The following is a 24,856-nucleotide window of genomic DNA, read 5'->3' as shown; positions in this document are numbered from 1 at the left end:
ACCCCATGAAATTCACCGACGGCTACTGGCTGTACCGCAAAGGCTTTTCGGCGCTGCACCCGCGCGACGTGTCGGACGTGGTGACGGACGAGCGAAGCCTCACCGTTTACGCGCCCACCAAGCGCATCAACTCCCGCGGGGACGCCCTCAACCTTCCCCAGCTGACGGTGACCTTCGACGCGCCCCTGCCGGACGTCATCGGCGTGACCATCGAGCACTTCCAGGGCGGGCTGGACAACGGACCGCACTTTGACGTGAACCGGGCAGGACCGGCACCGCAGTTCAGCCGCGACGAGGGCACGGCCAGCATCACCTCGGGCGGACTCACGGCACGGATCAGCACGGGCGGTGACTGGGGGGTGGACTTCCTCGGGAACGGGCGGCTGCTGACCACGTCCACTCCACGCAGCGTCGGCGTTATCACGGACGACGGCGGGCGGACCTTTGTGCACGAACAGCTCAGCCTGGGCGTGGGAACCAACGTGTACGGCCTGGGCGAACGCTTCGGCGCGTTCGTGAAGAACGGCCAGTCCGTGGACATCTGGAACGAGGACGGCGGCACCTCCAGCGACCTCGCCTACAAGAACGTGCCGTTCTTCATCACCAATGACGGATACGGGGTGTTCGTGAACCACCCGGAGAAGGTGTCCTTCGAGGTGGGTTCCGAGGTGGTGTCCCGGACCCAGTTCAGCGTGGAAGGCCAGAAGCTCCAGTACTTCATCATCCACGGGCCCACACCCAAGGACATCATCCGGCGGTACACCGAGCTGACCGGCCGGCCGTCCCGGATCCCGGCCTGGTCCTACGGGCTGTGGCTCTCCACCTCCTTCACCACGGACTACGATGAAAAGACTGTCAACTCCTTCATTGACGGCATGGAGGAGCGGAACCTGCCCCTGTCCGTCTTCCACTTCGACTGCCACTGGATGAGGTCCTTCCACTGGAGCGACTTCGTCTGGGACCCGGCAACGTTCCCGGACCCCGAGGGCATGCTGGCCCGGCTGCACGACCGCGGGCTGAAGGTGTGCGTCTGGATCAACCCGTACATTGCGCAGCGTTCGCACCTGTTCCGGGAAGGCGTGGAGCGCGGCTTCCTGGTCAAACGGGCGGACGGTTCCGTGTGGCAGTGGGACATGTGGCAGGCGGGCATGGGACTGGTGGACTTCACCAACCCCGACGCCGTGCTCTGGTACCAGGACAAGCTCCGCGGCCTGCTGGGCCAGGGCGTGGACTCCTTCAAGACCGATTTCGGCGAACGCATCCCCACCGATGTGGTGTGGCACGACGGTTCTGACCCCGACAGGATGCACAACTACTACGCGCAGCTGTACAACAGGACGGTTTTCGACCTGTTGTCCAAGGAACTGGGCGAAGGCGAAGCCGTGGTCTTCGCCCGCTCCGCCACGGCCGGCGGCCAGACAATGCCCGTGCACTGGGGCGGTGACTGCGAATCCACGTTCGCTGCGATGGCCGAATCACTGCGCGGCGGACTGTCCCTGGCCTCGTCAGGCTTCTCCTTCTGGAGCCACGACATCGGCGGCTTCGAGGGCACCCCCGAACCGGAGATCTTCAAGCGGTGGATCGCTTTCGGCCTGCTGTCCTCGCACTCGAGGCTGCACGGCTCCAACTCCTACCGTGTGCCCTGGCTGGTGGACGAGGAATCCGTGGATGTGCTCCGGCACTTCACCGAGCAGAAGATGCGGCTGATGCCCTACCTGCAGATCGCAGCTGAGCAGGCCTACTCGGAAGGCATTCCCCTGATGCGCCCGCTTTTTATGGAGTTCCCGGAGGACCCGGGCTGTGCACACCTTGACCGGCAGTACATGCTGGGGCCGGACCTGCTGGTGGCGCCCGTCATGGACCCGTCCGGAACAGTGTCCTTCTACCTGCCGGAGGGCACCTGGACGCACCTCCAGACGGGGGAGCAGCTGGCCGGCCCGCGCTGGCACCGCAAGGAGTATTCGGTGATGCAGGCTGCCACCTGGGTCCGTGAAGGCGCTGTGCTGCCCATCGGCACTGTGTCGGACCGGCCGGACTACAACTGGGCGCAGGAGATGCAGTTCCAGGCCTTCGCCGCGCCGGACGGAACGCGCCGCATTGAAGTGCCCTCGCCGGACGGTTCCAGCACGGCCTTCGAAGTGACCGTCAGCGGCGGCGACGTGTCCGCCGTCGTGGTTTGATGGAACGCACTACCGAGGCAAGGAGTGCCACAGCAATGAAGACCCTGGGCCGCACCGGCTTCCCGGTGACGGACGTGTGCGTCGGCACCAGCTCGCTGGGAAACCACCCCCGTCACGGCAGCGCGGCGGAGCGGACGGAGGCTGCAGTGGCCGCCGTCCGCGCCGCCCTGGCCGGTCCCTTCAACTTTCTGGACACCTCCAACGAATACGGGCACGACGGCGGGAGCGAACGGTGGATCGGGCAGGCGCTCCGGGAGGCGGGCGGGCTGCCGGAGGGCTTCGTTCTGTCCACGAAAGTGGATCCCGTTGTGGGGACGGCCGACTATTCCGGTGACCGTGTCCGGCGCAGCGTCGAGGAAAGCCTGGAACGGCTGGGGCTGGACACGCTGCCGCTGGTCCACCTTCACGATCCGGAAAAAATCAGCTTCGAGGAGGGAGTCGGGGCCGGCGGGCCGCTGGAAGCTCTTGTTGACCTGCGGGACCAGGGGATGATCGGGCACCTGGGTGTGGCCGGCGGACCCATCGGGCTGGAACTGAAGTACCTGGCCACGGAAGTCTTCGACGTCGTGATCAGCCACAACCGGTACACGCTGGTGGACCAGAGCGCGGAACCACTCATCGAGGATGCGCGACGGCGGGGCGTTGCCTTCATGAACGCCGCGCCTTTTGGCGGCGGCATGCTGGTGAAGGGCCCGGACGTGACCACCAACTACTGTTACCGGCCGGCCAGCGCCGAGGTGCTGGGCCGGGTGCGGAAGATGCAGGACCTCTGCAGCGAATACGCGGTGCCGCTTGCCGCCGCCGCCCTGCAGTTCTCCACGCGCGACCCCCGCATCACATCAACCATCGTTGGCATGGCGGAACCGGACCGTGTACCCGGGACTGCCCGCCTTGCCCGGTGGAGCATCCCGGAAGAATTCTGGGAACGTGTGCTGCCCCTGGCTGCGGGCGGGAATGCGGGCCTGGTTAACTGACGCCGGTATTGCCTAGCTGTTCTGCTCCAGCGCGGCCACCAGGATGTCCAGCAGTTCGTCGTCCACCTGCTCCATGGACGTCAGGCGGACCCTCCGGGTGAAGGGGTCGTCCGCGCGCGTCCTTACTGTTTCAATCCGGCCTTCCGCAGGGGCATCGAGCCGGAGGATCACGTCCACCGCCGTGTTGGTGGTCCGCGTGACCTGGGCGAACTTGCGCCGCGGGCTGTGGAGCGACACATAGCCCTTCCGCATCTGGATCTCCACGCCTTCGGCTGAAGATGCCCAGCCCAGGAGGGCGTCCGCGATGGGCCGCAGCCCCGGGTGGTTGGCGTACTGGCCGTCGATCAGCTCATCCGCGTCCCGCAGCATGAATTCCGGGTAGCCGAACATCTCCCAGGACACGGCGTACTGCGCGTACCCCGTCACCCCGAAGCCGTCACGCATCCAGGCGCGGAGCCCGCTGTCACTGGTGATGCCCGCGGCGCGGGCCTGCGCTGCCCAGTGGGCGGTGTCCTTGCCGGTCTTCCGCAGCAGCAGGGCCTTATTGCTGTCCACCATGCTTTGCCAGGTACCGGCCTTCTTCGTCGGGTGAGGGCTTTGCTCTTCGGGCTGCTGGGGCTGGTCGCTGGGCATGCATCGATCGTAATGCGGCCAGCCGGGCCGGGTCCGCTAAAAAAGATCTCCGGGCACCCGTAACCTTTCAGCCCACCCCTGCGATGTAGGAGGTGACGGGCCTGCCGCGCAGGCCCAATCCCCGATATGTTGTCCAGGTTTCTTGGAGTACTACATGTCGTTGTTCACCGTTCCCGCCACCAGCAACGTCGCCGCCGGAGTCCTGGCGGCAAAGCACCGGAAGTGCCGGCTGCGCCGCCGGTTCCACTGCCAGAAACGCTTCCGGCCGTTCCGCTCCCGTAGCCCTTCCTGCGCCCGGCCGGGAAAGCCTGGCGCTCAGGAGCCGGCTGCGCCCGTCCTGATCATTTCTCCGGACGGATCCGCGAGGTACCAGGCATCGTTGACCCCTTGGCCGAGGGTGTCGCCGGCCTTGGTGTCCTTGGCGAAGTAGTACAGCGGAAGGCCGTTCAGGGTGACCTGCTGCGCACCGTCCGGCGTCGTGATGGTGCCCACGGTTCCCGTGACCCCTTCAACCCGCGGCTCGTCAGCCGTGGTGGTGACCGGGGGCCACGCGGCAAGGCAGGCGTCCATGCAGGCGCTGGTGCCCGAGTCCTTTACGTCTTTGGTGAAGAAATAAACGCTCATGCCTTCGCCATCCACCACAATGGTGCCGGCGTCTGAGGACGCTGTCTTAAGGTCGACGGCGGCACCCATCGTTGAGGAGGACGTTGCGGAGGGCGGGGAAACGGAGGCGGCGGGGGCGGTTGCGGATGTGGGCGGCGCGCCTGTGGTGACTTCGGGGCTGTCTGTTGCCGGTGCCGTTCCGGTGCTGCCGCCGCAGGCAGTCAGCGCTGCGGCCAGGGCCAGGACTGCGAGGCCTGCGCCCAAATGGTGTTTCATGGGTTGCTCCTTGGCTGGGCCCGGCGTCGGATCACCGGACGCTAACCCCTACGACGTATGCGGGTGAAGAATGGTTCACACCAGGCCGCCTGCAGGTGAACTATTTTCCCCCGGACGGCGTCTTATGGTCGTCAGCAGCAACGCGGGACAGAGCCCCGGCGGGAGGGACGGCATGCCGCTCGATGAGGACGTGGTGGCGTCCATCTACCGCGACCACGGTGCCGCCCTGCGCCGTTTCGTGCTCAGCGCAACCCGCGATCCGCAGCTTGCGGAGGACGTCGTCCAGGAAACCGTCCTGCGCGTCTGGCAACAGACACCCGAGATTACCGGCAGTCTCCGCAGCTACCTGTACCGGACGGCGCGGAACATCATGATCGACAACTACCGAAGGGCACGGCGCCGGCCGGCGGAAGCCCTGGACGGCGGCCTTACGGAGCAGGCCGCTGTTCCGGAGAGGGTGGACGAGATGCTCAACCGGGTGCTGGTGGAGGAGGCCCTGCTGCGGCTGAGCAAGGAACACCGCGAGGTCCTGGTGGCACTGCACTACCGCCGGTTCACGGTAAACGAGGCGGCTGTCCAGCTCAACATTCCCAGCGGAACGGTCAAGTCGCGGGCTTATTACGCCGTGCGGGCCCTGCGGACAATCCTGGACGAGATGGGGGTGGAGCAGTGAACAGCGCTGAACAGCACCGCTTGCTGGGCGCGTACCTCCTGGGCGGACTGGACGCGGCGGACCTGGCATCCTTCGAGGCCCATCTCCAGGAGTGCGGACCGTGCCGGGATGAGCTTGCCGGCCTGGCGAAGATGCCGTTGATGCTGGACGCTCTTCCGGTGCCGGACGCTGTCGCCCTCACGGTGGTTCATGGGGTGGTGTCCGATCCGCTGCCCCGGTCCGTTCCCGCGCCGCTGCTGCGCGAACTGGCCGGCCGCCGTCGGGCATTACGACGGCGGTGGACGGCGCTCGCGGGGGCCGCGGCCGCCGCTTGCCTCGCCGCGGGCCTGGCCGCAGGGCCGCTGCTGGCCCGGTCTCCCCAGCCCGACGCCAGCTACTCGGTGCAGTCAGCCGGCGGGCTCCAGTTCAGCATCGACCTTGCCAGGAAAACGTGGGGAACCGAGCTGGCCGTGAATGGAAGCAGCCTGCCGCAGGACGGGACGTTGTCATTGTGGGTCAGGGACCGGGCCGGCGGGGTAGACCGTGCGTGCGCGTGGACCGCCACCCCCAGCGGCCGGGTCAAAGTCACCGGGGCAACGCCCATCCAGCTGGCGAGCATCTCGAGCGTGGAGCTGCGCGACGGCACCCAGCAGGCGGTGGCGGTAGTCACCGTGCCCTGATGGTTCTAGCGGTTCATTTTTCCGAGCTTCGCCCGCACCATCATGAAGACGCCATAACAAATGAGCCCGGCGCCTACCGCGGCCAGGAGATAGATGCCGAAAGGCTGGTCACGCAGCGCGCGCAGCCCGCCGTCGAGCCCGGTCGAGTCCTCGGGATGGGCCTGCAGGGTGGCGATGGCAATCAGCAGGCCCGTCAGGAGCAGTACCGTTCCTTTGGCCACGTACCCTGTCACGCCGAGGACCGTCACGGCCGTCCGGGCTGAGGAGGACGCCGGCATGACCAGATGCTTCTCAAACTTTTTCTTGACCCCGCGGATGCCGTACACCACCCCTGTCACGGCGATGGCGAATCCTGCCAGGACCAGCAGGGCTACGCCGCCGGGCGCCTTGATGAGGGAGACGGTCAGGTCGCTGGCGGTCTCTTGGTTGTCCCCGCCCGAGCCCGTCCCCGTGGCAAAGGACATCAGCGTCAACGCGAGCCCGGTGAAGACGAGCGCCTGTGCGCCTGCTTTGGCTTTCTTCCCGGCCTTTTCCTTCATGGGCAGGCGGTTGTAGTCGAAGATGGTGTCGCTGAGCTGCCACAACGCGAGCGCAGCACAAGCCGCGAAACTCGCCCACAGGAGGAACGGTCCGGCCGGCTGGCCCGCAAGCTCTGCCACCGCTCCGCTGAAGTCCGCATTGCCCGTTCCGGTGAAAGCCAACCGGATGGCTATCGCACCCACGAGCAGATGCAGGATCCCGCTTGCCGCGAAGCCCGCCCTGGCCAGCAGTTCCAGCGTCCGCGAGTTGGTGACGTTCTCCGCCGTGTCAACGGCCTGCTTAAGTTCTCTTTTGATGGCCGTTCCTCTGTGCAAGTGCTGTCCCGGAGTGCGCCGCTGCACACAAGGGCAATCGTGCCACGCCGGGGCCGTCCGGGACAGTGGCCGGGTGCCGCCAGCCACAGGGCCGGGTGCCGCGGCCCGGGGTCCGCGGCTCGAGCAGCCGCGGATGCGGGACTCAGACCACGCAGGCGATGGGGAGGAATCCCCATCGCCCGGTAACAGCTGCTGTGCAAGGATATGGACCAGCATTGGACACGCACCGCGAAAATCTCCCGGGGGAACAGCATGACTTTTTACGGCGCTGACGTCAGTCAGTTGCGGGCCCTGGCCAAGGCCGCGGACCAGGCAGCCTCCTTGCTGAGTACGCGGGCGGGTTCGCTGCACAGCGAGATCCGTTCGGCACCGTGGAAGGGCAGCGACGGGGAACGCTTCCGGCAGGAGTGGAGCGGAACCCACCGCCCCAGCCTGGAAAAGGTGGTGTCCAGCCTGCGGGAAAACTCGAAGCTCCTGTTGCAGCATGCGGAGGAACAGGAGAAATCCTCCTCGTCGTCCTCGGCCGGAAACAGCGGCAACAGTCCCTGGGCCCCGATCACGTCGCTGGCCGAGCAGGCCCGGGACTGGCTGAAGGAACAGGCCGCTGCCGCCGCCGCGAACGCAGAACACCGCCGGGAGCTGCAGGCGGACCTGGACCGCATGCTGGCGGCTGGGGCCGAAGAACAGGCTGCCTGGTGGGCCGGCCTTTCCGCAGCGGACCGGAAGTACCTGCTGGAGGGTGCCGACGCCGACGGACCGTTCGCCATGGACCTCATGCGTATGGATGGCGGGATCCCTGCGGCCGTGCAGGAGCAGGCGCGGCGCCACCTGCAGGAACTCGCCAAGGCGGACATCCCCGTCTACTCAGAGACCGGCACGGCTTCCATTGAAGCCCGGGTCGCATGGGTCCACGGCGGCGCCGAAGTGGGCACGGAAGTGGTGGAAAACGCTGACGGCTCTGCCACCATGAAGGTCTACGGCAACATGGGGCTGGGCGTCAACGACACTACCGGCGCTGCGGGTGTCACGCTCAACGGCGAAGTCTCGCGCCAATACACGTTCGGGAGTGTGGAGGAGGCCATGGCCGCCCGGGAACAGATGTACCGGGACCTGCCGCCGGACAGTGTGGGCGACATCAAGGACGTCGCCGGTAACCCGCCCGGGTACATTCTGGACACCATCAATGAAGCCGCGGATGACAACGGCTCCACGGGCCAGGTGGACAAAGCGAAGGGCACTCTTTCACTGGAAGCCGAGGGAGAGGCAGGCGCAGCCGCCGGCTCCGCGAAGCTGGACCTGGCGTACGAACGGAACCTGACGGACGGAACCGCGACGGCGAGCGGCGAGGTGTCTGCGCAGGGGAAGCTCAACCTGGACGGACGCGTGTTTGAAGCCTCGGGCAAGGGCGGTCTGCAGGTCACCATGGACAAGGACAGCAACATCGACTCCGTGTCAGTGTCCATGGATGGAACAGTCGCCCAAGGCGTCACCGCTGGTACGGACGTCAAAGCGGCGAAGATCGAATCTTCGGTCAGCGCGGGCACCCAGGGCACCGTCAGGATCGACGTCGACTACTCCCCGGAAAACAGGGCCGTCATCGACAGCTACCTGCGGAACATCGCCCTCGGTAACGAACACGGTGCAGCCCGTGACGCGGCAAAGCTGTACGAGGCCGGCTCCGCCACCGTCCAGGTCAACAGCGTGATCACCGCCTCCCATGAGGCAGGACTTGACGTGAGGGCCGGCGAGGTGGAGGTCAGTACGGAGAGCCAGGCCACCACCAACGTGTCCACGTACTATAAGGTGCCCAACGACACCAAGCTCGAGAGGCTGTGACCCATGTCAGTGCACATCGAATCCCCGCTAGGGTTTACAGCAGAATTTCCCGAGCACACCCAGGTTCTGGCGGAATCCACAGCCGGTCCCAACACTGAACAGTACGGACTGCTGGGGGACGTCCTGGTGACAGTTATCACGGACGATGTCTCCGTGCACGGCGCACCTCAGGCAAACGGGTGGGCGCATCTGATGTCGGAGTTCTACCTCAACGAGCGGAGCGGCACGCTCCTGACCGAGGGCGAACTGAACCTTCCGGGCAAAGCCGCGTACGCCGTAGTGGTGGGTTACAACGACGACGAAACGGGCCTGGCCAGGATTGCCGCCCCGGTAGGCGTATGGGAAAGCGGACGCTTTATCGGCGTGGTGGTCATCTGGCCGTACGCCGATCCTTCAGTGGAACCGAGGCTCGGCATGCTGAAGGAGATTGTGGCCGGCATCAGCCTCACCTGATCCTGACTGCAGCCTGCTTCCTGCGTTCGGCCGGGGCTCGGCGGCCCGCCCCTGGCGCTGCTTAACGCCGGCGGTAGCAGAGATCGAAGATCAGCCGCCCGGCTTCGTGGGCTTTCGCTTCAAAGCTGGTCCGGATTCTTCCTTCGAACCGGGGCGCCCAGCCTCCCGTTTCGTCGATACCTTCATTGGGCCCGGTGTGCGCTGTGCTGACAGGCGCCCGGCCCTCCCTCACCGGGGCGCCGCCCACCACGGACTCGACGCCGGACTGCCACACCTGTGTCAAGGGGCTTTCCAGGCCGCGCCGCTCGCCGGTGTGGAGGTTCTCGAAATCCTCGGAGCCGGCCAGGACGTCGCGGACGTGGACCGCGTAGTTGGACCAGTCGGTGGCTACCCGCCACAGCCCGCCGGGCTTCAGGGCACGCGCTGCAAGGTCCGCGAACTCGGGCTGGATGAGCCGGCGTTTATGGTGCCGCGACTTGTGCCACGGATCTGGAAAGAAGACCCACAGTTCGGTGACGGAACCCGGCGGGAGCATGGTGGCCAGAACCTCTGGTGCATTGGCCTCCACCACCCGGACATTGCGCAGTCCGCGGCTGTTGATCTTGATAATGGTGTTGGCAAGGCCCGGGGTGTAGACCTCAACCGCCAGGAAATCAGCGTCGGGGTTCTGCTCTGCGGCGTGGCACACCGCATCACCCAGGCCGGAGCCGATCTCCACGATCAGGGGAGCCTTGCGGCCGAACTCTGCTTCGGCGTCGAAGGTGTAATCCGGGTGCACGGAGGTGTTGGCAACGTGCCGCGGGACGTCAACAGCCCACCGTTCCGCGTGCTCCTCCCATGCCGCCTGCCGCCGGCCCTGCAGGCGCGTGCCGCGGCGGACAAAGCTCACCGGCCGTCCGCCATATGTGCCGAAGGAGGCCTGCGTCCCGGGCGTGACGGGCCTCGGGACATGCGGCTGCTGGGGGTTTTCCGGGGATTCGCTCATCCCTTCCAGAATACCGGCGGACGGAGATGGATGAAGAAAGCAGCGGCAGACAGCCGCGGACGTATGGAAGCGCTTCCGGCCCGGGGTGGGCGCTTCAGAAGTACCGCATTCCGTGCATGAAGCGCAGTGTGGCGAAGAATCCTACGATGCAAACAATGCTGGATATCCACAATGACTTCACCGCGATGCGCCCATTTTCGGACTCGGGCCCAAACCTCCTGATGGTGGACAGAGCCAGGGAGATGGAGATGACTCCCAGCGGCACGGGAAGGCTCCAGAAGATTAACGGGGCCAGCCAGGAGAACAAAGTGTGCTCGCCCGCATCAGCGGCCCCCATAATTCCGATCAGCGCGACAGGAAAGGTGAGATAGATGCTGGCCGGGGCAATCACGGCCAGCATCAGGCTGGAGGTGGCAGAACGAGTGATCCCGGCTGGAGGCGCTGAATCGGATATTGGAATGTTTGGCCCGGGTGGCTGGATGTTGCCCATGCGTCAAAGCTAGGTCCGGACCTGCGGTAGCGGGAGGGCGCTTGCTTCTATGTGGATAACCGGAGAAACAAGTCCTGCAAGAATGGGCGGGTGATGGAAGCGACGAACGCCGAGGCAAGGAAGCAGCGGGGCGGCGGACCCGCGGCGAAGGACAACCAAGGCACCCTGGTGGACGCCGAGGTCGATGAGGCGCCCGCACCCGGGCCAACCGTCGTTGGGAGCCGCCGGCAGCTCGTGTACCTGGGACTGTGCCTGGTCCTGATCGGGCTGAACCTGCGCACAGTCTTCTCCAGCTTCTCCGCCGTCCTTCCCGAGGTGACCTCACAGGCCGCCCTGCCCGGCTGGGCGGTGGTGGTACTGACCACCGTGCCCGTTACCCTGCTGGGTGTGTTCGCCCCGCTCGCTCCTGTACTGGCCCGGCGGTTCGGCGCCGAACGCGTACTCCTGGCTGCCATGGCAGTGCTCACCGCGGGGCTTCTGCTCCGCCCCGCTGCGGTGGGGCTGCCGGGAACCGGGCAAGGGGCCGGCCACCTGCCGGCGCTCCTGGCCGGGACTGCGGCCTGCGGCGCCGCGATCGCCCTCTGCAACGTGCTGCTCCCCGGACTGGTGAAACGGGATTTCCCGCACCGGCTGGGCCTGATGGGCGGGCTCTACACCACCGCCATCTGCGCCTCGGCGGCGCTCGGGGCGGGCTTCACATACCCGGTCTACAAGGCGACGGGTGAATGGACCCAGGCGCTGTGGTTCTGGGTGGTGCCTGCCGCCGTCGTCCTTCTGCTCTTCCTCCCGGTGGCCGTCCGCCAGCCCCGCATCCAGCATCACCCGGTCAAGGACGGCGTCAACGTCTGGCGCTCCCCGGTTGCCTGGCAGGTGACCATTTTCATGGTGCTGCAGGCCATGATGTCCTTCAGCGTCTTCGCGTGGCTGGCTCCTATCCTGCGGGAAAGGGGCGTGGACGGGGCAACAGCCGGGCTCATCGTCTCGATGTGCATCGTGCTGCAGATGCTCGGCTCGCTGTTCGCGCCGGCACTCGCAGCCAGGTTCCGCGACCAGCGCGCCATCAACACTGTGGTTGCCCTGATGACCGGAGCCGGCTTCGCCCTCAGTATCTTCGGTCCCCTGGAGCTCGTGTGGGTGTGGGCGGGCCTCCTTGGGCTTGGCCAGGGAAGCCTGACCGCCGTGGCCCTCACCATGATCATGCTCCGGACCCGCGACGGCCATACCGCGGCGCACCTCTCCGGCATGATGCAGGGCGTGGGGTACGGGCTGGGGTCCACCGGGACGCTGATGGTGGGCCAGCTGCACCAGGCCACCGGGTCATTCACTGCCGCAGGTGTCCTGTTCCTTGCCGTCGGGCTGCTGGCGGGCATCTTTGGATACCGTGCCGGCCGCGACCGGTACGTCAGCTGAAGGGCCCGCGTAACGTGCAGGACTCTGTTGTCCCAGCCACCCGTCCGGCGGCCGGCATCCTCCGCGGCCCGTACCTCTGGGTAACGGTGGGGACGTGCGCGCTGGTGTTCCTGGCCGCCTTCGAATCCCTTGCTGTCACCACCATCATGCCCCTCGTCAGCCGCGAACTGGACGGCGCCAACCTCTACGCGCTCGCCTTCGCCGGGCCCCTTGCAACCGGTGTGATCGGCATGGTTGCTGCCGGAAACTGGTCCGACCGGCGCGGCCCCGCCGTCCCGCTCTATGCCTCGGTGGCGCTGTTTGTGCTGGGCCTGCTGATCGCCGGAACCGCCGTGTCCATGTCGGTGCTGGTGGCAGGCCGCCTGGTGCAGGGCCTGGGCGGGGGAGCGTTGACCGTTTCGCTGTATGTGCTGGTGGCCCGCATCTATCCCGGCGCGCTGCACCCGAAGATTTTCGCGGCCTTCTCCGCGGCGTGGGTTATTCCGTCGCTGGTGGGACCGTTCGCAGCCGGAATCGTGGCCCAGGTCTTCAGCTGGCACTGGGTTTTCCTGGGCGTGGTGGGCCTGGTCGTCCCGGCGCTGCTGATGATCGCCCCCGTGCTGCGGGGGCTGGACAGTGAACCCTCCAGCCAGTCCTCGCCACCGTGGGCAGTCGGCCGGCTGGGGTGGGCGGGGCTGGCGGCTGCCGCGGTGCTCGGGCTCAACCTGTCGTCCGGGGTGCGTCTTCCCGGCGTTCCGGCCGCGTCCGGTGCCCTTGCCGTCGCCGCAGTCGCCGTGGCGCTGTTGGCCGTCCGGCCACTGGTTCCGCGCGGCACCCTCACCGCCCGGCGCGGGCTGCCCAGCGTGATCCTGACGCGCGGGCTCGCGTCGGCTGCGTTCTTTGGTGCCGAGGTTTACCTGCCGTACCTGCTGATTGAGCAGTACGCCTTTTCACCCACCTTTGCGGGCCTTACGCTGACTGGCGGTGCGCTGGCATGGGCGGCCGGGTCAGCGGTTCAGGGACGGCTCGGTACCAGGCTGTCCCACCGCGGCGCAGTGAGTATCGGGGCGGTGATGGTCTTCGCAGCGGTGGTCCTCGCCCTGGCCACCACGGCGCTCGGGTGGCCTGCCGCAGTGGCCATCGCGGGGTGGATCTCCGCCGGTGGCGGCATGGGGCTGCTGTACCCGCGGCTCAGCGTCATGACGTTGGCGTTGTCCTCCAAGGAGAGCGAGGGCTTCAACAGCTCCGCCATGTCCATTGCGGATTCCCTGGGCGGGGCGCTTGCGCTCGCCACCACGGGCATTGTGTTCACGGCCTTTACGACGACGGCGGGCTCCTTCGCCGGGGTCTTCGCCCTTGCCGCCGTGGTAGCCGTTGCGGCGGCCATCGTGGCACCTCGGGTCACCGTGAAAACTCCCTGAGTTTTCGCCCGGATAAGTAGGGTTGAAGCCCTCCGAAGTCTGCTTAGCGGAACAAAAACTGCCTGGCGCGGCCGGGGCTCAGGCCAGCCGGGTGGCCCGCAGCACGACGTCGGCGATCGTTGCATGCCGGCCGTCCGGGCCGGTGACCGGCCGCTCCCGGCTGGTCTGGACCTCCAGCTGCCAATCGGGCCCGTCCAGTCCCAGCTCCCGGACCAGCTCCGCGCCGGTGTAGAACATCTCCCTGTGGTGATGGTGCTCGCTGCCCCACGGCGGCAGCCGGTCCGGATGGTGGCCCACCACCAGCAACGTGCCGCCGGGATTGACCGCACCTGCAGCCGTGCGCAGCGGCTTCTGCCAGGCGAGCTCCTGCGAATGCAGGAACTGTGCTGTCACCAGGTCGAAGGTGTCTCCGGGCTCCCACTGCCCAAGGTCCGCCTGCTGCCAGGTAATACGGCTCCCGATGGCACCTTCCGCCGCATGGACGCTTTCCCGGGCCAGTGCCGCCTTTTCATGGGAGCGGGCCCGGTCCAGGGCCACCTCTGAGACGTCGACGGCGGTCACCGTCCAGCCCTGTTGGGCAAGCCAGATGGCATCCGCTCCTTCACCGCAACCCAGGTCCAGTGCCTTCCCGGCGCGGAGGCCGCCGGCCTCCCGGACCAGTTGCGGGTTAGGTTTGCCGCTCCACAGCTGCGGTTTGCTCCGGTAGCGCTCGTCCCAAGTGGCAGCGGCATCGGCCCCGCCGGCGTGAATTGCCACACCTTCGGCGAGCGTACCGCCCGGAAGGCCCGGACCGCCGTCGTGCTGTCTGTCCTGCGCTTCATGCTGGTGGGCCGCGTGTTCATTCATGCCTCAAGCCTGCCCCGCCCGGGCAGCCAGGGCAATGGCAGGGCACGGGGTGGAGAAGGGAAACTGCGGGGGATGCTAGACTGGGGGAACTTGATGTGCAGTGATGCCCACTTTTCTCCTGAGTTTTCTGGAGTCCCGGAACCGGGAAGTGGGTATTTTCATGTGAGAGGCACATCCTGCGTCGATGAACGCGTTCCATTTGGTCCCGGCCGGCTGCCCCTTATTTGCAGCGGCCCGGTTGATCACCTGACTTTTCTTCGGCGAACCCCTGGTCCAACCGGCATCGGGGGCCGATATCCGCCTGGATACCGCCTGAAAGACCGTATACATACATGACTACTTTTGCTGCCCTCGGTACTCCCAAGGCCCTTGCAGACACCCTTACCGCACAGGGAATTGTTGAGCCGTTCCCCATCCAGGTCAAGACCCTCCCGGACACGCTGTCCGGGCGTGACGTCCTGGGCCGCGGCCGGACCGGCTCCGGTAAGACCATCGCTTTCGCTATCCCGCTTGTAGCAAGACTCGCTGAGCGGGAAGCCAAGCACTTCCGCAAGCCAGGACGCCCCATGGGCCTGGTCCTTGCACCCACCCGTGAACTGGCCACCCAGATCAATGCCACCATCGAGCCGCTGGCCAAGGCCGCCGGCCTGAACACCACGGTGATCTACGGCGGCATCTCCCAGGCGCGCCAGGAAAAGGCGCTGCGTGCCGGCGTCGACATTGTCATCGCCTGCCCCGGCCGCCTGGAAGACCTGATCCGCCAGCGCATCCTCACCCTCGAGGCAGTGGAAATCACTGTCCTGGACGAGGCGGACCACATGGCTGACCTCGGGTTCCTCCCCGTGGTCAAGAAGCTCATGGACATGACGCCCAGCCAGGGCCAGCGGCTGCTCTTCTCGGCAACCCTGGACAACGGCGTGGACAAGATCGTCCAGCGCTACCTGTCCAACCCGCTGACCCACTCCGTGGACGACCCGCAGGCAGCGGTAACCACCATGGAGCACCACGTCCTGGTGGTCAATGACCAGACGGTCAAGAAGCAGCTGATTGTTGAGCTCGCCTCCGGCGCCGGCCGCCGCGTCCTGTTCATGCGGACCAAGCACCACGCCCGCAAGCTCGCCAAGACCCTGACCGACGCCGGCATCCCCGCCGTCGATCTCCACGGCAACCTCTCGCAGAACGCCCGTGACCGCAACCTCGCCGAGTTCTCCTCCGGCGACGTCCGCGTCCTGGTGGCCACCGACGTCGCAGCCCGCGGCGTCCATGTGGACGACGTCGAGCTGGTTATCCACGTGGACCCGCCCACCGAGCACAAGGCATACCTGCACCGTTCGGGCCGTACAGCACGTGCCGGTTCCGACGGCACCGTGGTGACGCTGACCCTCCCGGAGCAGCAGAGCGACGTGAAGAAGCTGATGAAGGCTGCCGGCGTGGAAGTGAACTTCGAGCGCGTCACCGCCAACTCCCCGCTGGTTGCCGAGCTCGTGGGCGACATGGCTGAGAAAATTGATCCCCGCACCCGCGCTGCGCTGCTGGCCAAGAAGGCAGCACAGCAGGGCGGCGGCACCTCCACGGGCGCCAACGCCGAGCGCAAGCGGGCACGCCGCCAGGCTGCACCCACTACCGGTGGCCGCGGCGGCCGTGGCGGTCGCGGCAAGGTTTCGGCCGAGCCCACCCGTACCGACATTCCCCGCGCTGAGCGCCGTGCCGTTGCTTTCGAGGGCCGGACCGAAGCCCGCGCAGCCTTCGACCGCGTGGCTGAGCAGAACGAGGACCGCGCTGTTGCCGCAGCGGCTGCGCGGCGTAACAACCGTGGCCGCGGCACCGCTTCCACGCACCGCAACGACGTCCCCGCGGCAGGTGGCCGTGCATCGGCTGGCCGCGGTTCGGACGGCCGTGCAGAGTCACGCGTAACCCGCAGTGACGCTCCGCGTGGCGGCACCGGCCGTCCGGCTTCGTCAGGCCGTCCGGCTTCGGGCGGCCAGCGCAGCGGACGCCCGGCAACAGGCCAGCGCGCAGCAGCAGGTGCAGGTGCTCGGACCGGTGGCAGCCGCTCCGCAGGTGCAGCTGCGGCCGGCGGCGGCAACAAGGCAGTCTGGTCCTCCAACACCGGTGGTACCTCCGGTGGCTCCTACGGTGCAGGCAACGGCGGCGGCTCCGGCCGTCCCGCCCGCAGCGGGCCCCGCCGTGCTTCGGCGCCGGCGTCCAACGAACGCCGCAGCCGCTAAGCGCCAGCAAAGTCCGAAGGGCCCAACCAGGAACGGTTGGGCCCTTCGCTTTTTAATCGGAATATCCGCTCGCGGTCACCAGCCGCGGGCGCGCCATTCCTCAAGATGCGGCCGCTCGACACCCAGGGTGGTTGGCTTGCCGTGGCCCGGGTGGACGACCGCGGAGTCCGGATAGCCCCCAAACAACCGTTCCGTGACGTCGTCCATCAGCTGGCTGAACCGCTGCGGATCGTTCTGGGTGTTGCCTACACCGCCGGGGAACAGTGAATCGCCGGAGAAGATGTGCGCCGGGCCTTCCGGGTCCTCATAAACGAAGGCGACAGAACCAGGTGTATGTCCGCGCAGGTGGACTGCCGTCAGCTCGAAGCCATCCACCGCTACGGTGTCCCCGTGCCCAAGCCGCCGGTCCACGGCAACAGGCAAGGCGTCGGCGTCGTCCGTTCCTGCGGCGGCAGGCGCACCTGTGGCGGCCACCAGCTCCTTCAGCGCCCGGACATGGTCCCAGTGCTGGTGAGTGGTGGCAACGAGGGCCAGCTTCGGCGCCGCGGCGGTGTCCCCGGCGGCATCGGCAAGCAGCCCATGAATGGCCTGAAGGTCGTCTGCAGCGTCGATCAGCACCTGCTGCCCGCTGGCCTTGGCGGTCAGCAGGTAGACGTTGTTGTCCATTTCGCTGACGGAAATCCGGCGGATGGTCAGGGCTGGAAGGTCGTGAATGAGTGATTCCATGCGACTGAGTCTATTCACGCCCCTCGGACACCCAGTTGGGATCCGCTGAGCGGGAGCCGACGACGGCGTCCGAGGCTTCGCCCAGGGCGTCCAGTTGCGCCGCGGTCAGGTGGAGGGCAAGCGCACCCAGGTTTTCGTCGATGCGGTGCGTCCTGCGCGTCCCCGGAATGGGCACGACAGGCATGCCCAGCCGGGTGCCCTGGGCAAGAAGCCAGGCCAGGGCGACCTGCGCGGGCGTGGCATTCAGCTCGTCCGCGACGGACTTCACCGTGTCCACTACAACCTGGTTGGCACTCGCCGCATCGGGGGCAAACCGGGGGATCCGGCGTCGGAAATCCTTCTCACCCAGGCTGGACGCGTCAACGGTGCCGGTGAGGAAACCCCGGCCCAGCGGCGAGTACGGCACAAAACCCACTCCCAGGGCGGCCGCGGCCGGAACCACGTTACGCTCCACGTCGCGGCTCCAGATGGACCACTCACTTTGGACTGCCGCAATGGGGTGGACAGCGGAAGCTTCCTCCAGTTCCTGGGCCGTCACCTCGGACAGCCCCAGATGCCTGACCTTGCCCTGCTGCACAAGTTCCGCCATGGCCTCCACGGTTTCCGCAATGGGAACGCGGAGGTCGCGGCGGTGCATGTAGTACAGGTCAATGTGGTCGGTTCCCAGCCGTCGCAGGCTGCGGTCCACGGCCTGCCGGATGTACGCGGCGTCACCGCGGATGTCCGTATAGCCGTCCGCCGGAGTGCCCACCAGCCCAAACTTGGTGGCCAATTGGATTTCATCCCGCCGCTCCTTCAACAGTTGCGCGATCAGTTCCTCGTTGCTGCCCCCGCCGTAGATGTCCGCCGTGTCGATGAAGCTGACGCCGGAATCGACCGCGTGATGCAGCGTCCGGAGTGCGTCCGACGGGTCCACCTCTCCGTACACGGGTGTCAGGGCCATTCCGCCGAAGCCGAGGGGGCTGACGTTGAAGCCGTCACCAAGCTGGACCAGTGGTGCCATGGGTTCTCCTGTTCGTTGAGGTTTCTGTGCCGGTGTTCAGTCCCAGGGGATGATGCGGTCCGCGGCCGGCCGGGTCGCCTCGATGAACACCGCGTTGGCCTCGTCCGGACCAAGGGCCCACGCTTTTGCCGCCGCCTGGTCCATCCCGAACGACACATGCCTCGCCACCAGCCGGTTCAGCCGCAGCTCCGGGGGCGTGTCGACAAACCAGACCTCGTCCAGCTGGGCCCGAATGTCTTTCCAGGGTTCCTGTTCGGCCAGCAGGTAGTTGCCCTCGGTGATGACCAGCGGCACGTCGGCCGGGACAGCGATGGAGGCAGCCACCGGTTCATCCAGGGTCCGCCGGAACTCCGGCGCATACACCACTGGCTCGTCCCGGCGCACCAGGCGCCGCAGCAGCGAAAGGTAACCGCCGGCGTCGAACGTGTCGATGGCTCCCTTCCGCTGCCGCAGCGGAGTGCCGTCGATGATGGTGTTGCCGAGGTGGAAGCCGTCCATGGGTACCACCACAGCTTGTCCGGGTTCGAACTGCTGCCGGATCCACTCGGCGAAAGTGGATTTGCCGGAGCCGGGCGCCCCTGCGATGCCCAGCACGGTCCGTGTTCCCGGAACGAGCATTGCCCGGAGGGCGGCCATCGCCTCATCGATCTCGGGGGAGTCCATGGCAAAAGCCTAGACTGCCCGCAGCTCAGCGGCGGGTTGAGCGGGCAGTTTCCGGCTCGTGGACGTCTGCCCCGTTGGGCAGTGCCTTCAGGCCCGCGGCGCAACCAACAATCCCGGCGATGAACAGCACCTTCAGCACACTGAACGTCTCGACGCCGGTGGCCATTGCCCAGGCGACTGTCAGGGCAGCGCCGATGCCCACCCATACGGCGTAAGCAGTGCCCAGCGGTATGGTGCGGATGGCCCAGCCGAGGCCCAGCATGCTGAGGGTTGCCGTGACCGCGAACACGACGGTGGGGCCGGGCCTGCTGAACCCGTCGGACATTCCCAGCGCGGTGGCCCACACGGCTTCGAGGACTGCTGAAACCAGGAGCACCAGCCAGGGGAGTGAACGCTGCAGCATTACGCCACCACCTTCAGGCCAACCACGCACACGGCAATGCCGGACAACAGCAGGAGGCGTGCCGCCGTCGGGCGTTCCACCTTGGTGACGATGGCGTAGGCGGAGGTCAGCACCACGCCCACGCCCACCCACACCGCGTAGGCGGTGCCGGTGGGAATGGACTGCATGGCGATGGCGAGGCCGCCCGTGCTGGCGGCCACGGAGACCAGGAAGAGGGCGGCGGGGGCGATGCGCCGCCGGCCGGAAGCCTGAAAGGCACGGTGCAGGGCTGCGGCCCAGACGGCTTCAAGGGCGCCGGAAAGAATGAGGATTAACCACGGCATGACAGATCCTTTGGCCAGTCTTGTCGCGTGCCGGGTACTGAACCGTCGTCCGGAGGCCCGTTTGCGGAACCTTGACTTCCAGCGTAACAACGCACGACGACGGCGGGCCAGCAATGGTGCCGAACCTCACCACCGCCAGCCCCGGGCAGGCTACAGGACGCCGCCGGCCGCCTCGGGCGCGGACGAATCGCGGCCGCCGTCGCCGATGGTCTCCCGGGCGATAAAGTTCTCGATGTCGAACAGGTTGTCCGCGCGCTCGGCGATGTTCAGCAGCGTGGTCATGGACGCCACTTCCTCCACCTGCTCCTTGAGGAACCACAGCATGAACTGCTCACCCAGGGCGTCGTTTTCGCCGCGGGCCGCCCGGAACAGGTCCTCGATGTTGCGGGTCACTTCCTTTTCCTGCTGCAGGGCCAGGGCCAGCGGCTCTGTGACGGAGGTGAAGTCGTTACGGACAGCCGGAACGCCGGGAATGATGAACGGGATATCCCGGTCCAGCATGTACTGCACCATCATCATCGCGTGGTTCCGCTCCTCCACCGACTGGCGGTAGAAGTAGCGCGCCAGCTGCGGGAGGTCCTGGTTGGCGAACCAGGTGGCCACGGCAATGTACTGCTGCGAGGCGGCAAACTCGTTGCCGATCTGGGTGGACAGGAGGGCATTGAACGTTGAAGTGGTCATAGCCCGAGTTTATGGACGGTGCAGTCGGCCCACCAGTGTGGGAAGGCTGTGCTTCCCAAGGCGAGCCTTTCCTGCCAGGAGCTCTTTGTGCACGTCAGTCCGGTCAGCCGGCCTGCTGCACCAGCATTTGCTCAACCCGCTCCGGCGCGTAGAGGCTCTCCTCCACCAGCCTGCACAGCCCAACAGCGGTGGCAGCGCGGCTGTCCGCCGGTACAACCTCAAGGTCCACCAAAGAGGGTTCGAAGGCGTCATCAAGGATCTGCCGGCGGCATGCCTGGAGGAAATCCGGGAGCACGCCCACCAGGCCGCCCACTGCGACCCGGCCGGGGTTGAGCGTCCCGATGATCGCTGCGAGCGCGCGTCCAAGCACTCGTCCCGCTTCCGCAACGGCAGGGCGCACGTCAGGATCGCTGTCATACGCGTCAACGAGCTGCCGAAGAGTCCGGTAGGCGGCAAACTGCGGAGCCGCAAGCAGGGCACGGCCTGACGCCATTGCCGCCAGGCACCCATCCCTCCCACAGCGGCACAGCCGGCCTGCGGCTTCCGGAACCCGCACATGGCCGATGTCACCGGCAGCACCGTGCGCTCCACGGACCAGGGCTCCCCGGACGATGATGCCTGAGCCGACGCCGGTACTGACCTTCACCGCCACAAGGGACTCAAAGGGATGACGTACCTCCCCGACTGCCATCGAACGGGCGTCGTTTTCGAGCAGGACCGGGCAGTCGAGGCTTGCCTCCATAACGTCCTGCAGGCGCTGCAGGTCCCAGTGGGCCAGGACGGTGCGCTCCAGCCCCAGCCGGTGGAGGGGGTCCACCGGGGCCGGCAGCCCCACTCCTGCTCCTACCGGCCGGCGCCCGTCCAGCAGCTGGCGGGACTGCTCCATGAGCCTGCTGACCACGTCCTCCTGGGGCTGGCCGATATCAATGGGCAACCGGCGTGAGGCCACAATGTCCCGGCTCAGGGACAAAAGGTGGACGCCGGCGTGGGTATGCCCGATCTCGATGCCGAGGACCAGTTTGTCCCGGTCATCGAAGCGAAGGGCGCGGGGCGGACGGCCGCGCTGGGACCGCAGCGGCGTGGCTTCGTAAACCAGGCCGGCGGCGAAAAGCGCATCCAGCCGCTCATAGAGGGTGGACCGCGCCATGCCGGTGATGTCAAGCAGGTCTGCCCGGCTGTAGCCCGCCGGGCTTGAGCGCAGGAGCTGGAGTATGTGGCCGGCGCTGGTGGCAGGCCCGACGGGAGGTTGGCCCGGGCCGCCGACGAGCGTCCTTTGTTGGCTCATCCGCCCGGCTCCTTCTGGTTTTTCGGGTGCATGCCCTGCTGCCCGATCATTGACGTGGTCTGTATCACACAATTATGATCGACCATCAGACAAAAATACTATCTGCCCTTGCAGCAGGAGGTTCCCATGTCGGATCTTGCCCATCATGACCTCAGCCGGCGGACCTTGCTCAAGGGGGGCCTGATGGCGCTGGCCACCGGCCCGCTGCTCGCAGCCTGCGGCGTGAATACCAGCGGAAGCGGGGGAGAGGGCTCCGTCAACTTCCTGTCCACCCAGTTCTCGCCCGTGGAGGAGCGGCAGAAATACGAGGCGACGCTGAAGAAGCATGCCGGAGACATCCAGGTGGCCTACAACCCTGTGGATACCGGCGTCTTCAATACCACCCTGAAATCCCAGCTTGGGGCCGGAAAAGTGGAAGTGGGCATCGCAGGGGGCCTGCACAGCGATCTCATCCCCTTCGCTTCCCAGCTTGAGGATCTCAGTTCCCTGACCAGGGATCTCTCGTCCGCGGGCTTCTCCGACGACCTGTTGGAGCTGGCGAAGCTTGGCACAGATGTTCCCCGGTACATTCCGTGGATCCAGGCAACCTACGTCGTAGCTGTGAATAAGAAGGCCCTTGACTGGCTCCCCTCGGGGGCTGACGTCAATAACCTCACCTACGAAAACTACCTCGCCTGGGCGCAGGCCGCGAGGGAGGCGAACGGACGCCCCGTCTTCGGTATTCCTGCCGGCCCGAAGGGCCTCCACCACCGCTTCTACCAGGGCTTCCTGCTCCCCAGCTTCACCGGCGGGCAGATCACCACGTTCCGGAATGCGGACGCCGTCACAGCCTGGACGTACATGCGGGACCTGTGGGCCAACATGAATCCGGCCTCTGCCAATTACGACTTCATGCAGGAACCGCTGGGCAACGGCGAGGTCCTGGTGGCCTGGGACCACGTTGCCCGCCTCATCAACGCCGTCCAGGACAAGCCGGATGACTGGCTGATGGTTCCGGCCCCGTCGGGTCCGAAGGGCAAGGGCTACCTGCTCGTCGTCGGTGGAATGGCCGTGCCGCAGGGGTCGGCGGAGAAAGACAAGGCATTCGAGCTGATCAAGGCCCTTTCAAAGCCCGAGGCGCAGATCGAGACGCTGAAGTCCAACGCCTTCTTTCCCGTGGTGGAGACGGAGATTGGTGGCGACCTGCCGGGCGGCATCGCCCTGGAGGCCAAAGCGGTCAAGGCGCAACAGGAGGCCCCGGACGCGGTACTGGCCCTGCCGCCGGTGGGCCTGGGGGACAAGGATCCGCAGGTGTCCCAGCTGTTCAAGAACTGCTTCCAGGAGATCTGCCTGAACAACGCTGACATCAAGGCAACGCTGGACCAGCAGGGGGCAGAGCTCGCCTCCATCATGGACACGCTGAACGTTCCCTGCTGGGCCCCGGATCCCGACGCCGACCAGTGCAGGGTTGCGTGATGGCAGCCCCCGACGCTCCGGCGGCCGCCAGGCCCCGGCCCCGGCCCGCCGCCCCGCGGGGCCGGCCGCCGCGGAAGAGCAGCACTTCGGCGGCAATGCTGCTGATTGCCCCGTCCATTGTCTTCATGACGCTCCTCTTCGGCTGGCCAATGGTGAGTGGCGTCCTCCAGGCGTTCGGCGGCCCCGAAGGATTGACGACGGCGAACTTCAGCCGGATGGCGCAGGATCCCTACTTCTGGTCCTCGGTGGGCAACACCCTGCTGCTGATCGTGGTGATGATTCCCATCCAGTTCGTCCTGGCGCTCGCCATGGCCCTGCTGATCCGGGCGAAACCGCGGGGATCGTCGGTGTACTTCTACATCTGGGCCATACCCCTGGCAGTCAGCGACCTTGCCGCCGGCCTGGTCTGGCTGACAGTCTTCACGGACCGCGGGTACCTGAACTCAGTGCTGGCATCTGTAGGCATGGAGCCGGTCTCCTGGCTCGCCTACGACAACTACGCGTCGATGTTCATGGCCGTGCTGATCGCGGAAGTCTGGCGTGCCACCTCACTCGTGTTCGTGATCGTCGTGGCCGGGCTGCAGTCCATTCCGAAGGACTACGAGGAAGCCGCCAGCGTCTTCGGAGCTGGATTTTGGGACCGGCTTTTCCACGTGACCCTTCCGCTGCTGCGTCCCAGCCTCCAGACGGCGCTGATCCTGCGGACCATCCTCGCCTTCCAGACCTTTGCCGTGGCATTGGCCCTCACCGGCCAGAACTTCCCGCTCGTGGTCGGCGAGACGTACCGCTGGTACACCGGCCTCCAGGACGCCAATGTCGCTTCGGCCCTGGCTCTGGTGGTCATGGCAGTTTCCATGGTCACGGCCATCGGATACCTCAAGCTCCTGAGAGACCAGTCGGAGGCCCCACGATGAGCCACGCCACCACCAACAAGACGACGTCTCCGGAATCCCGCCCACAGCCGGAGGTGGACCGCAGGCCGCTCGCCCGTCAGCGCCGCAACAGGATTCTGCTCCAGGTGGGCTGCGTCCTGATCACGCTGTTCATGGCCCTTCCGATCTACCTGATCGCCCTCTCGGCGACTTCCAGCAGGGCGGCCCTGCAGGAGTTCCCCCTGAGCTTTATCCCGAACAACTTCTCGCTGGAGACCATGGAGACGTTCCTGCAGTCCACAGGCATCCTGGGCGGGCTCATCAACTCCATCCAGGTGGGCATCTTCACCCTCCTGCTGTCCCTGATCATCGGGGTCCCGGCCGGGTACGCCGTCGCCCGCTTTGCCTTCCCCGGCAGGGACCCGTACCAGCTCTTCCTGCTCTTTACCCGTGCCCTCCCCATCGTGGTGCTGTCCGTTCCGCTGGCCCAGCTCTTCCTCCAGACGGGGCTGTACGACAGCATCCTCGCCGTCGTCCTGCTCCATACAGCGCTGGCGCTGCCCACCACCATCCTGATCACGTCCTCAGTGTTCCTGGGCGTGCCGCGCGATGTGGAGGAGGCTGCCCGGATCTTCGGCTGCAGCCCTGTGCAGGCCTTCCTCAAAGTGGTCATGCCCATGGCCATCCCCGGCATTGCCGCGGCGTCGATTTTCACTTTCGTGATGTCGTGGAACGAAGTCCTGGGCGCGTCCATCCTTACCCTGAACCAGCGGACCCTGCCGGCCCAGGTTCTCAGTTCACTCGCCGAATCACCCCTGGCCTACCGGTTCGCGGGCGGCTTCCTGCTGGTGGTCCCGGCACTGATCTTCATCTTCTTCATGCGCCGCTACCTCACAAACATGTGGGGCTCCACCATCCGCTGAGTGCTTTCCAGAGAGGCTGTTC

At 66.6% G+C, this 24,856-nt stretch carries 25 protein-coding genes and 1 riboswitch; of the genes, 12 read left to right on the top strand and 13 right to left on the bottom strand.

From position 1 onward, the window contains the following. The first annotated feature begins 5 nt into the window (after positions 1-5). Positions 6-2,180, top strand: coding sequence for an alpha-xylosidase (gene yicI, locus CXX84_RS08035; RefSeq protein WP_102976168.1), 2,175 nt, complete (start codon positions 6-8; stop codon positions 2,178-2,180). A 35-nt stretch (positions 2,181-2,215) separates the two neighbouring features. Beyond that, on the top strand, positions 2,216-3,154 hold the full coding sequence (locus CXX84_RS08030; RefSeq protein ID WP_223253026.1) for an aldo/keto reductase: 939 nt from the start codon (positions 2,216-2,218) through the stop codon (positions 3,152-3,154). 12 nt (positions 3,155-3,166) lie between these two features. Here the strand turns inward: CXX84_RS08030 and CXX84_RS08025 are convergent, their stop codons facing one another. Further along, the gene (locus CXX84_RS08025; RefSeq protein WP_102976166.1) at positions 3,167-3,787 is read right to left on the bottom strand and encodes a DUF5655 domain-containing protein; all 621 of its coding nucleotides are present in this window, start codon (positions 3,785-3,787) and stop codon (positions 3,167-3,169) included. Between the two features lie 315 nt (positions 3,788-4,102). Next, entirely contained in the window at positions 4,103-4,666 is a 564-nt protein-coding gene (locus CXX84_RS08020) for a hypothetical protein (RefSeq protein WP_102976165.1), read from the bottom strand. Between the two features lie 172 nt (positions 4,667-4,838). Here CXX84_RS08020 and CXX84_RS08015 point away from each other — a divergent pair, with 172 nt between their 5' ends. Together CXX84_RS08015 and CXX84_RS08010 are read left to right on the top strand one after the other, a co-directional pair. Then, complete coding sequence (locus CXX84_RS08015) at positions 4,839-5,339, top strand: sigma-70 family RNA polymerase sigma factor (protein WP_102976263.1); 501 nt, start codon at positions 4,839-4,841, stop codon at positions 5,337-5,339. Then, complete coding sequence (locus CXX84_RS08010) at positions 5,336-5,998, top strand: zf-HC2 domain-containing protein (RefSeq protein WP_102976164.1); 663 nt, start codon at positions 5,336-5,338, stop codon at positions 5,996-5,998. The genes CXX84_RS08015 and CXX84_RS08010 overlap by 4 nt, the downstream gene beginning before the upstream one ends. A gap of 5 nt (positions 5,999-6,003) precedes the next feature. Here CXX84_RS08010 and CXX84_RS08005 read toward each other — a convergent pair whose 3' ends face one another. After that, on the bottom strand, positions 6,004-6,852 hold the full coding sequence (locus tag CXX84_RS08005; RefSeq protein WP_102976163.1) for a DUF1206 domain-containing protein: 849 nt from the start codon (positions 6,850-6,852) through the stop codon (positions 6,004-6,006). Between the two features lie 252 nt (positions 6,853-7,104). On the opposite strand from CXX84_RS08005, the gene CXX84_RS08000 reads away from it, so the two are divergent. Together CXX84_RS08000 and CXX84_RS07995 are read left to right on the top strand one after the other, a co-directional pair. Next, positions 7,105-8,688 carry a hypothetical protein gene (locus tag CXX84_RS08000; protein ID WP_102976262.1) on the top strand — a complete coding sequence of 528 codons (1,584 nt, stop codon included), beginning with the start codon at positions 7,105-7,107 and terminating at the stop codon, positions 8,686-8,688. A gap of 3 nt (positions 8,689-8,691) precedes the next feature. Next, positions 8,692-9,141: a hypothetical protein gene (locus tag CXX84_RS07995; protein WP_102976162.1), complete on the top strand. Its 450-nt coding sequence runs from the start codon at positions 8,692-8,694 to the stop codon at positions 9,139-9,141. A 61-nt stretch (positions 9,142-9,202) separates the two neighbouring features. On the opposite strand, the gene trmB is transcribed toward CXX84_RS07995, so the two are convergent. Both trmB and CXX84_RS07985 read right to left on the bottom strand, forming a co-directional pair. Beyond that, positions 9,203-10,126 (bottom strand): tRNA (guanosine(46)-N7)-methyltransferase TrmB, encoded by a 924-nt coding sequence (gene trmB / locus CXX84_RS07990; RefSeq protein WP_102976161.1) that lies wholly within the window; start codon positions 10,124-10,126, stop codon positions 9,203-9,205. 94 nt (positions 10,127-10,220) lie between these two features. Next, positions 10,221-10,616: a hypothetical protein gene (locus tag CXX84_RS07985; RefSeq protein ID WP_146031853.1), complete on the bottom strand. Its 396-nt coding sequence runs from the start codon at positions 10,614-10,616 to the stop codon at positions 10,221-10,223. A gap of 90 nt (positions 10,617-10,706) precedes the next feature. On the opposite strand from CXX84_RS07985, the gene CXX84_RS07980 reads away from it, so the two are divergent. Together CXX84_RS07980 and CXX84_RS07975 are read left to right on the top strand one after the other, a co-directional pair. Beyond that, complete coding sequence (locus tag CXX84_RS07980) at positions 10,707-12,026, top strand: MFS transporter (RefSeq protein ID WP_189337531.1); 1,320 nt, start codon at positions 10,707-10,709, stop codon at positions 12,024-12,026. Positions 12,027-12,040: 14 nt separating this feature from the next. Then, on the top strand, positions 12,041-13,426 hold the full coding sequence (locus tag CXX84_RS07975) for an MFS transporter (RefSeq protein ID WP_102976159.1): 1,386 nt from the start codon (positions 12,041-12,043) through the stop codon (positions 13,424-13,426). A gap of 78 nt (positions 13,427-13,504) precedes the next feature. Here the strand turns inward: CXX84_RS07975 and CXX84_RS07970 are convergent, their stop codons facing one another. Then, positions 13,505-14,272, bottom strand: a complete 768-nt coding sequence (locus tag CXX84_RS07970) for a class I SAM-dependent methyltransferase (RefSeq protein WP_102976158.1) — start codon at positions 14,270-14,272, stop codon at positions 13,505-13,507. A gap of 332 nt (positions 14,273-14,604) precedes the next feature. Between CXX84_RS07970 and CXX84_RS07965 the strand changes: the two genes are divergently transcribed. Further along, positions 14,605-16,500, top strand: a complete 1,896-nt coding sequence (locus tag CXX84_RS07965; RefSeq protein ID WP_102976157.1) for a DEAD/DEAH box helicase — start codon at positions 14,605-14,607, stop codon at positions 16,498-16,500. A 75-nt stretch (positions 16,501-16,575) separates the two neighbouring features. Here CXX84_RS07965 and CXX84_RS07960 read toward each other — a convergent pair whose 3' ends face one another. The 7 genes from CXX84_RS07960 to CXX84_RS07930 form a co-directional block, all read right to left on the bottom strand. Continuing rightward, entirely contained in the window at positions 16,576-17,226 is a 651-nt protein-coding gene (locus CXX84_RS07960; protein ID WP_102976156.1) for an MBL fold metallo-hydrolase, read from the bottom strand. A gap of 10 nt (positions 17,227-17,236) precedes the next feature. Next, positions 17,237-18,229: an aldo/keto reductase gene (locus CXX84_RS07955; RefSeq protein WP_102976155.1), complete on the bottom strand. Its 993-nt coding sequence runs from the start codon at positions 18,227-18,229 to the stop codon at positions 17,237-17,239. A 36-nt stretch (positions 18,230-18,265) separates the two neighbouring features. Continuing rightward, positions 18,266-18,892, bottom strand: coding sequence for a nucleoside/nucleotide kinase family protein (locus tag CXX84_RS07950; RefSeq protein ID WP_102976154.1), 627 nt, complete (start codon positions 18,890-18,892; stop codon positions 18,266-18,268). Positions 18,893-18,917: 25 nt separating this feature from the next. Next, positions 18,918-19,295, bottom strand: coding sequence for a DMT family transporter (locus CXX84_RS07945; protein ID WP_102976153.1), 378 nt, complete (start codon positions 19,293-19,295; stop codon positions 18,918-18,920). Beyond that, positions 19,295-19,618 carry a DMT family transporter gene (locus CXX84_RS07940; protein ID WP_102976152.1) on the bottom strand — a complete coding sequence of 108 codons (324 nt, stop codon included), beginning with the start codon at positions 19,616-19,618 and terminating at the stop codon, positions 19,295-19,297. Before CXX84_RS07940 ends, CXX84_RS07945 begins: the two co-directional genes overlap by 1 nt. A 9-nt stretch (positions 19,619-19,627) precedes the next feature. After that, positions 19,628-19,691, bottom strand: a riboswitch (guanidine-III (ykkC-III) riboswitch). A gap of 77 nt (positions 19,692-19,768) precedes the next feature. Further along, entirely contained in the window at positions 19,769-20,299 is a 531-nt protein-coding gene (locus tag CXX84_RS07935; protein ID WP_102976151.1) for a ferritin, read from the bottom strand. 103 nt (positions 20,300-20,402) lie between these two features. Beyond that, the gene (locus CXX84_RS07930) at positions 20,403-21,584 is read right to left on the bottom strand and encodes an ROK family transcriptional regulator (RefSeq protein ID WP_102976150.1); all 1,182 of its coding nucleotides are present in this window, start codon (positions 21,582-21,584) and stop codon (positions 20,403-20,405) included. Positions 21,585-21,710: 126 nt separating this feature from the next. Between CXX84_RS07930 and CXX84_RS07925 the strand changes: the two genes are divergently transcribed. From CXX84_RS07925 to CXX84_RS07915, 3 genes are read left to right on the top strand one after another with little or no spacing between them, the layout of a single operon-like run. Beyond that, positions 21,711-23,039: an ABC transporter substrate-binding protein gene (locus CXX84_RS07925; protein WP_102976149.1), complete on the top strand. Its 1,329-nt coding sequence runs from the start codon at positions 21,711-21,713 to the stop codon at positions 23,037-23,039. Next, positions 23,039-23,953, top strand: a complete 915-nt coding sequence (locus CXX84_RS07920) for a carbohydrate ABC transporter permease (RefSeq protein WP_223253025.1) — start codon at positions 23,039-23,041, stop codon at positions 23,951-23,953. Before CXX84_RS07925 ends, CXX84_RS07920 begins: the two co-directional genes overlap by 1 nt. Then, positions 23,950-24,834 (top strand): carbohydrate ABC transporter permease, encoded by an 885-nt coding sequence (locus CXX84_RS07915; protein WP_102976148.1) that lies wholly within the window; start codon positions 23,950-23,952, stop codon positions 24,832-24,834. The genes CXX84_RS07920 and CXX84_RS07915 overlap by 4 nt, the downstream gene beginning before the upstream one ends. Positions 24,835-24,856: the final 22 nt, after the last annotated feature.

It is taken from the genome of Arthrobacter sp. AFG7.2 (assembly GCF_002892835.1).
GTDB lineage: Bacteria > Actinomycetota > Actinomycetes > Actinomycetales > Micrococcaceae > Arthrobacter.
This window is presented reverse-complemented; position numbering and strand designations above follow the sequence as displayed.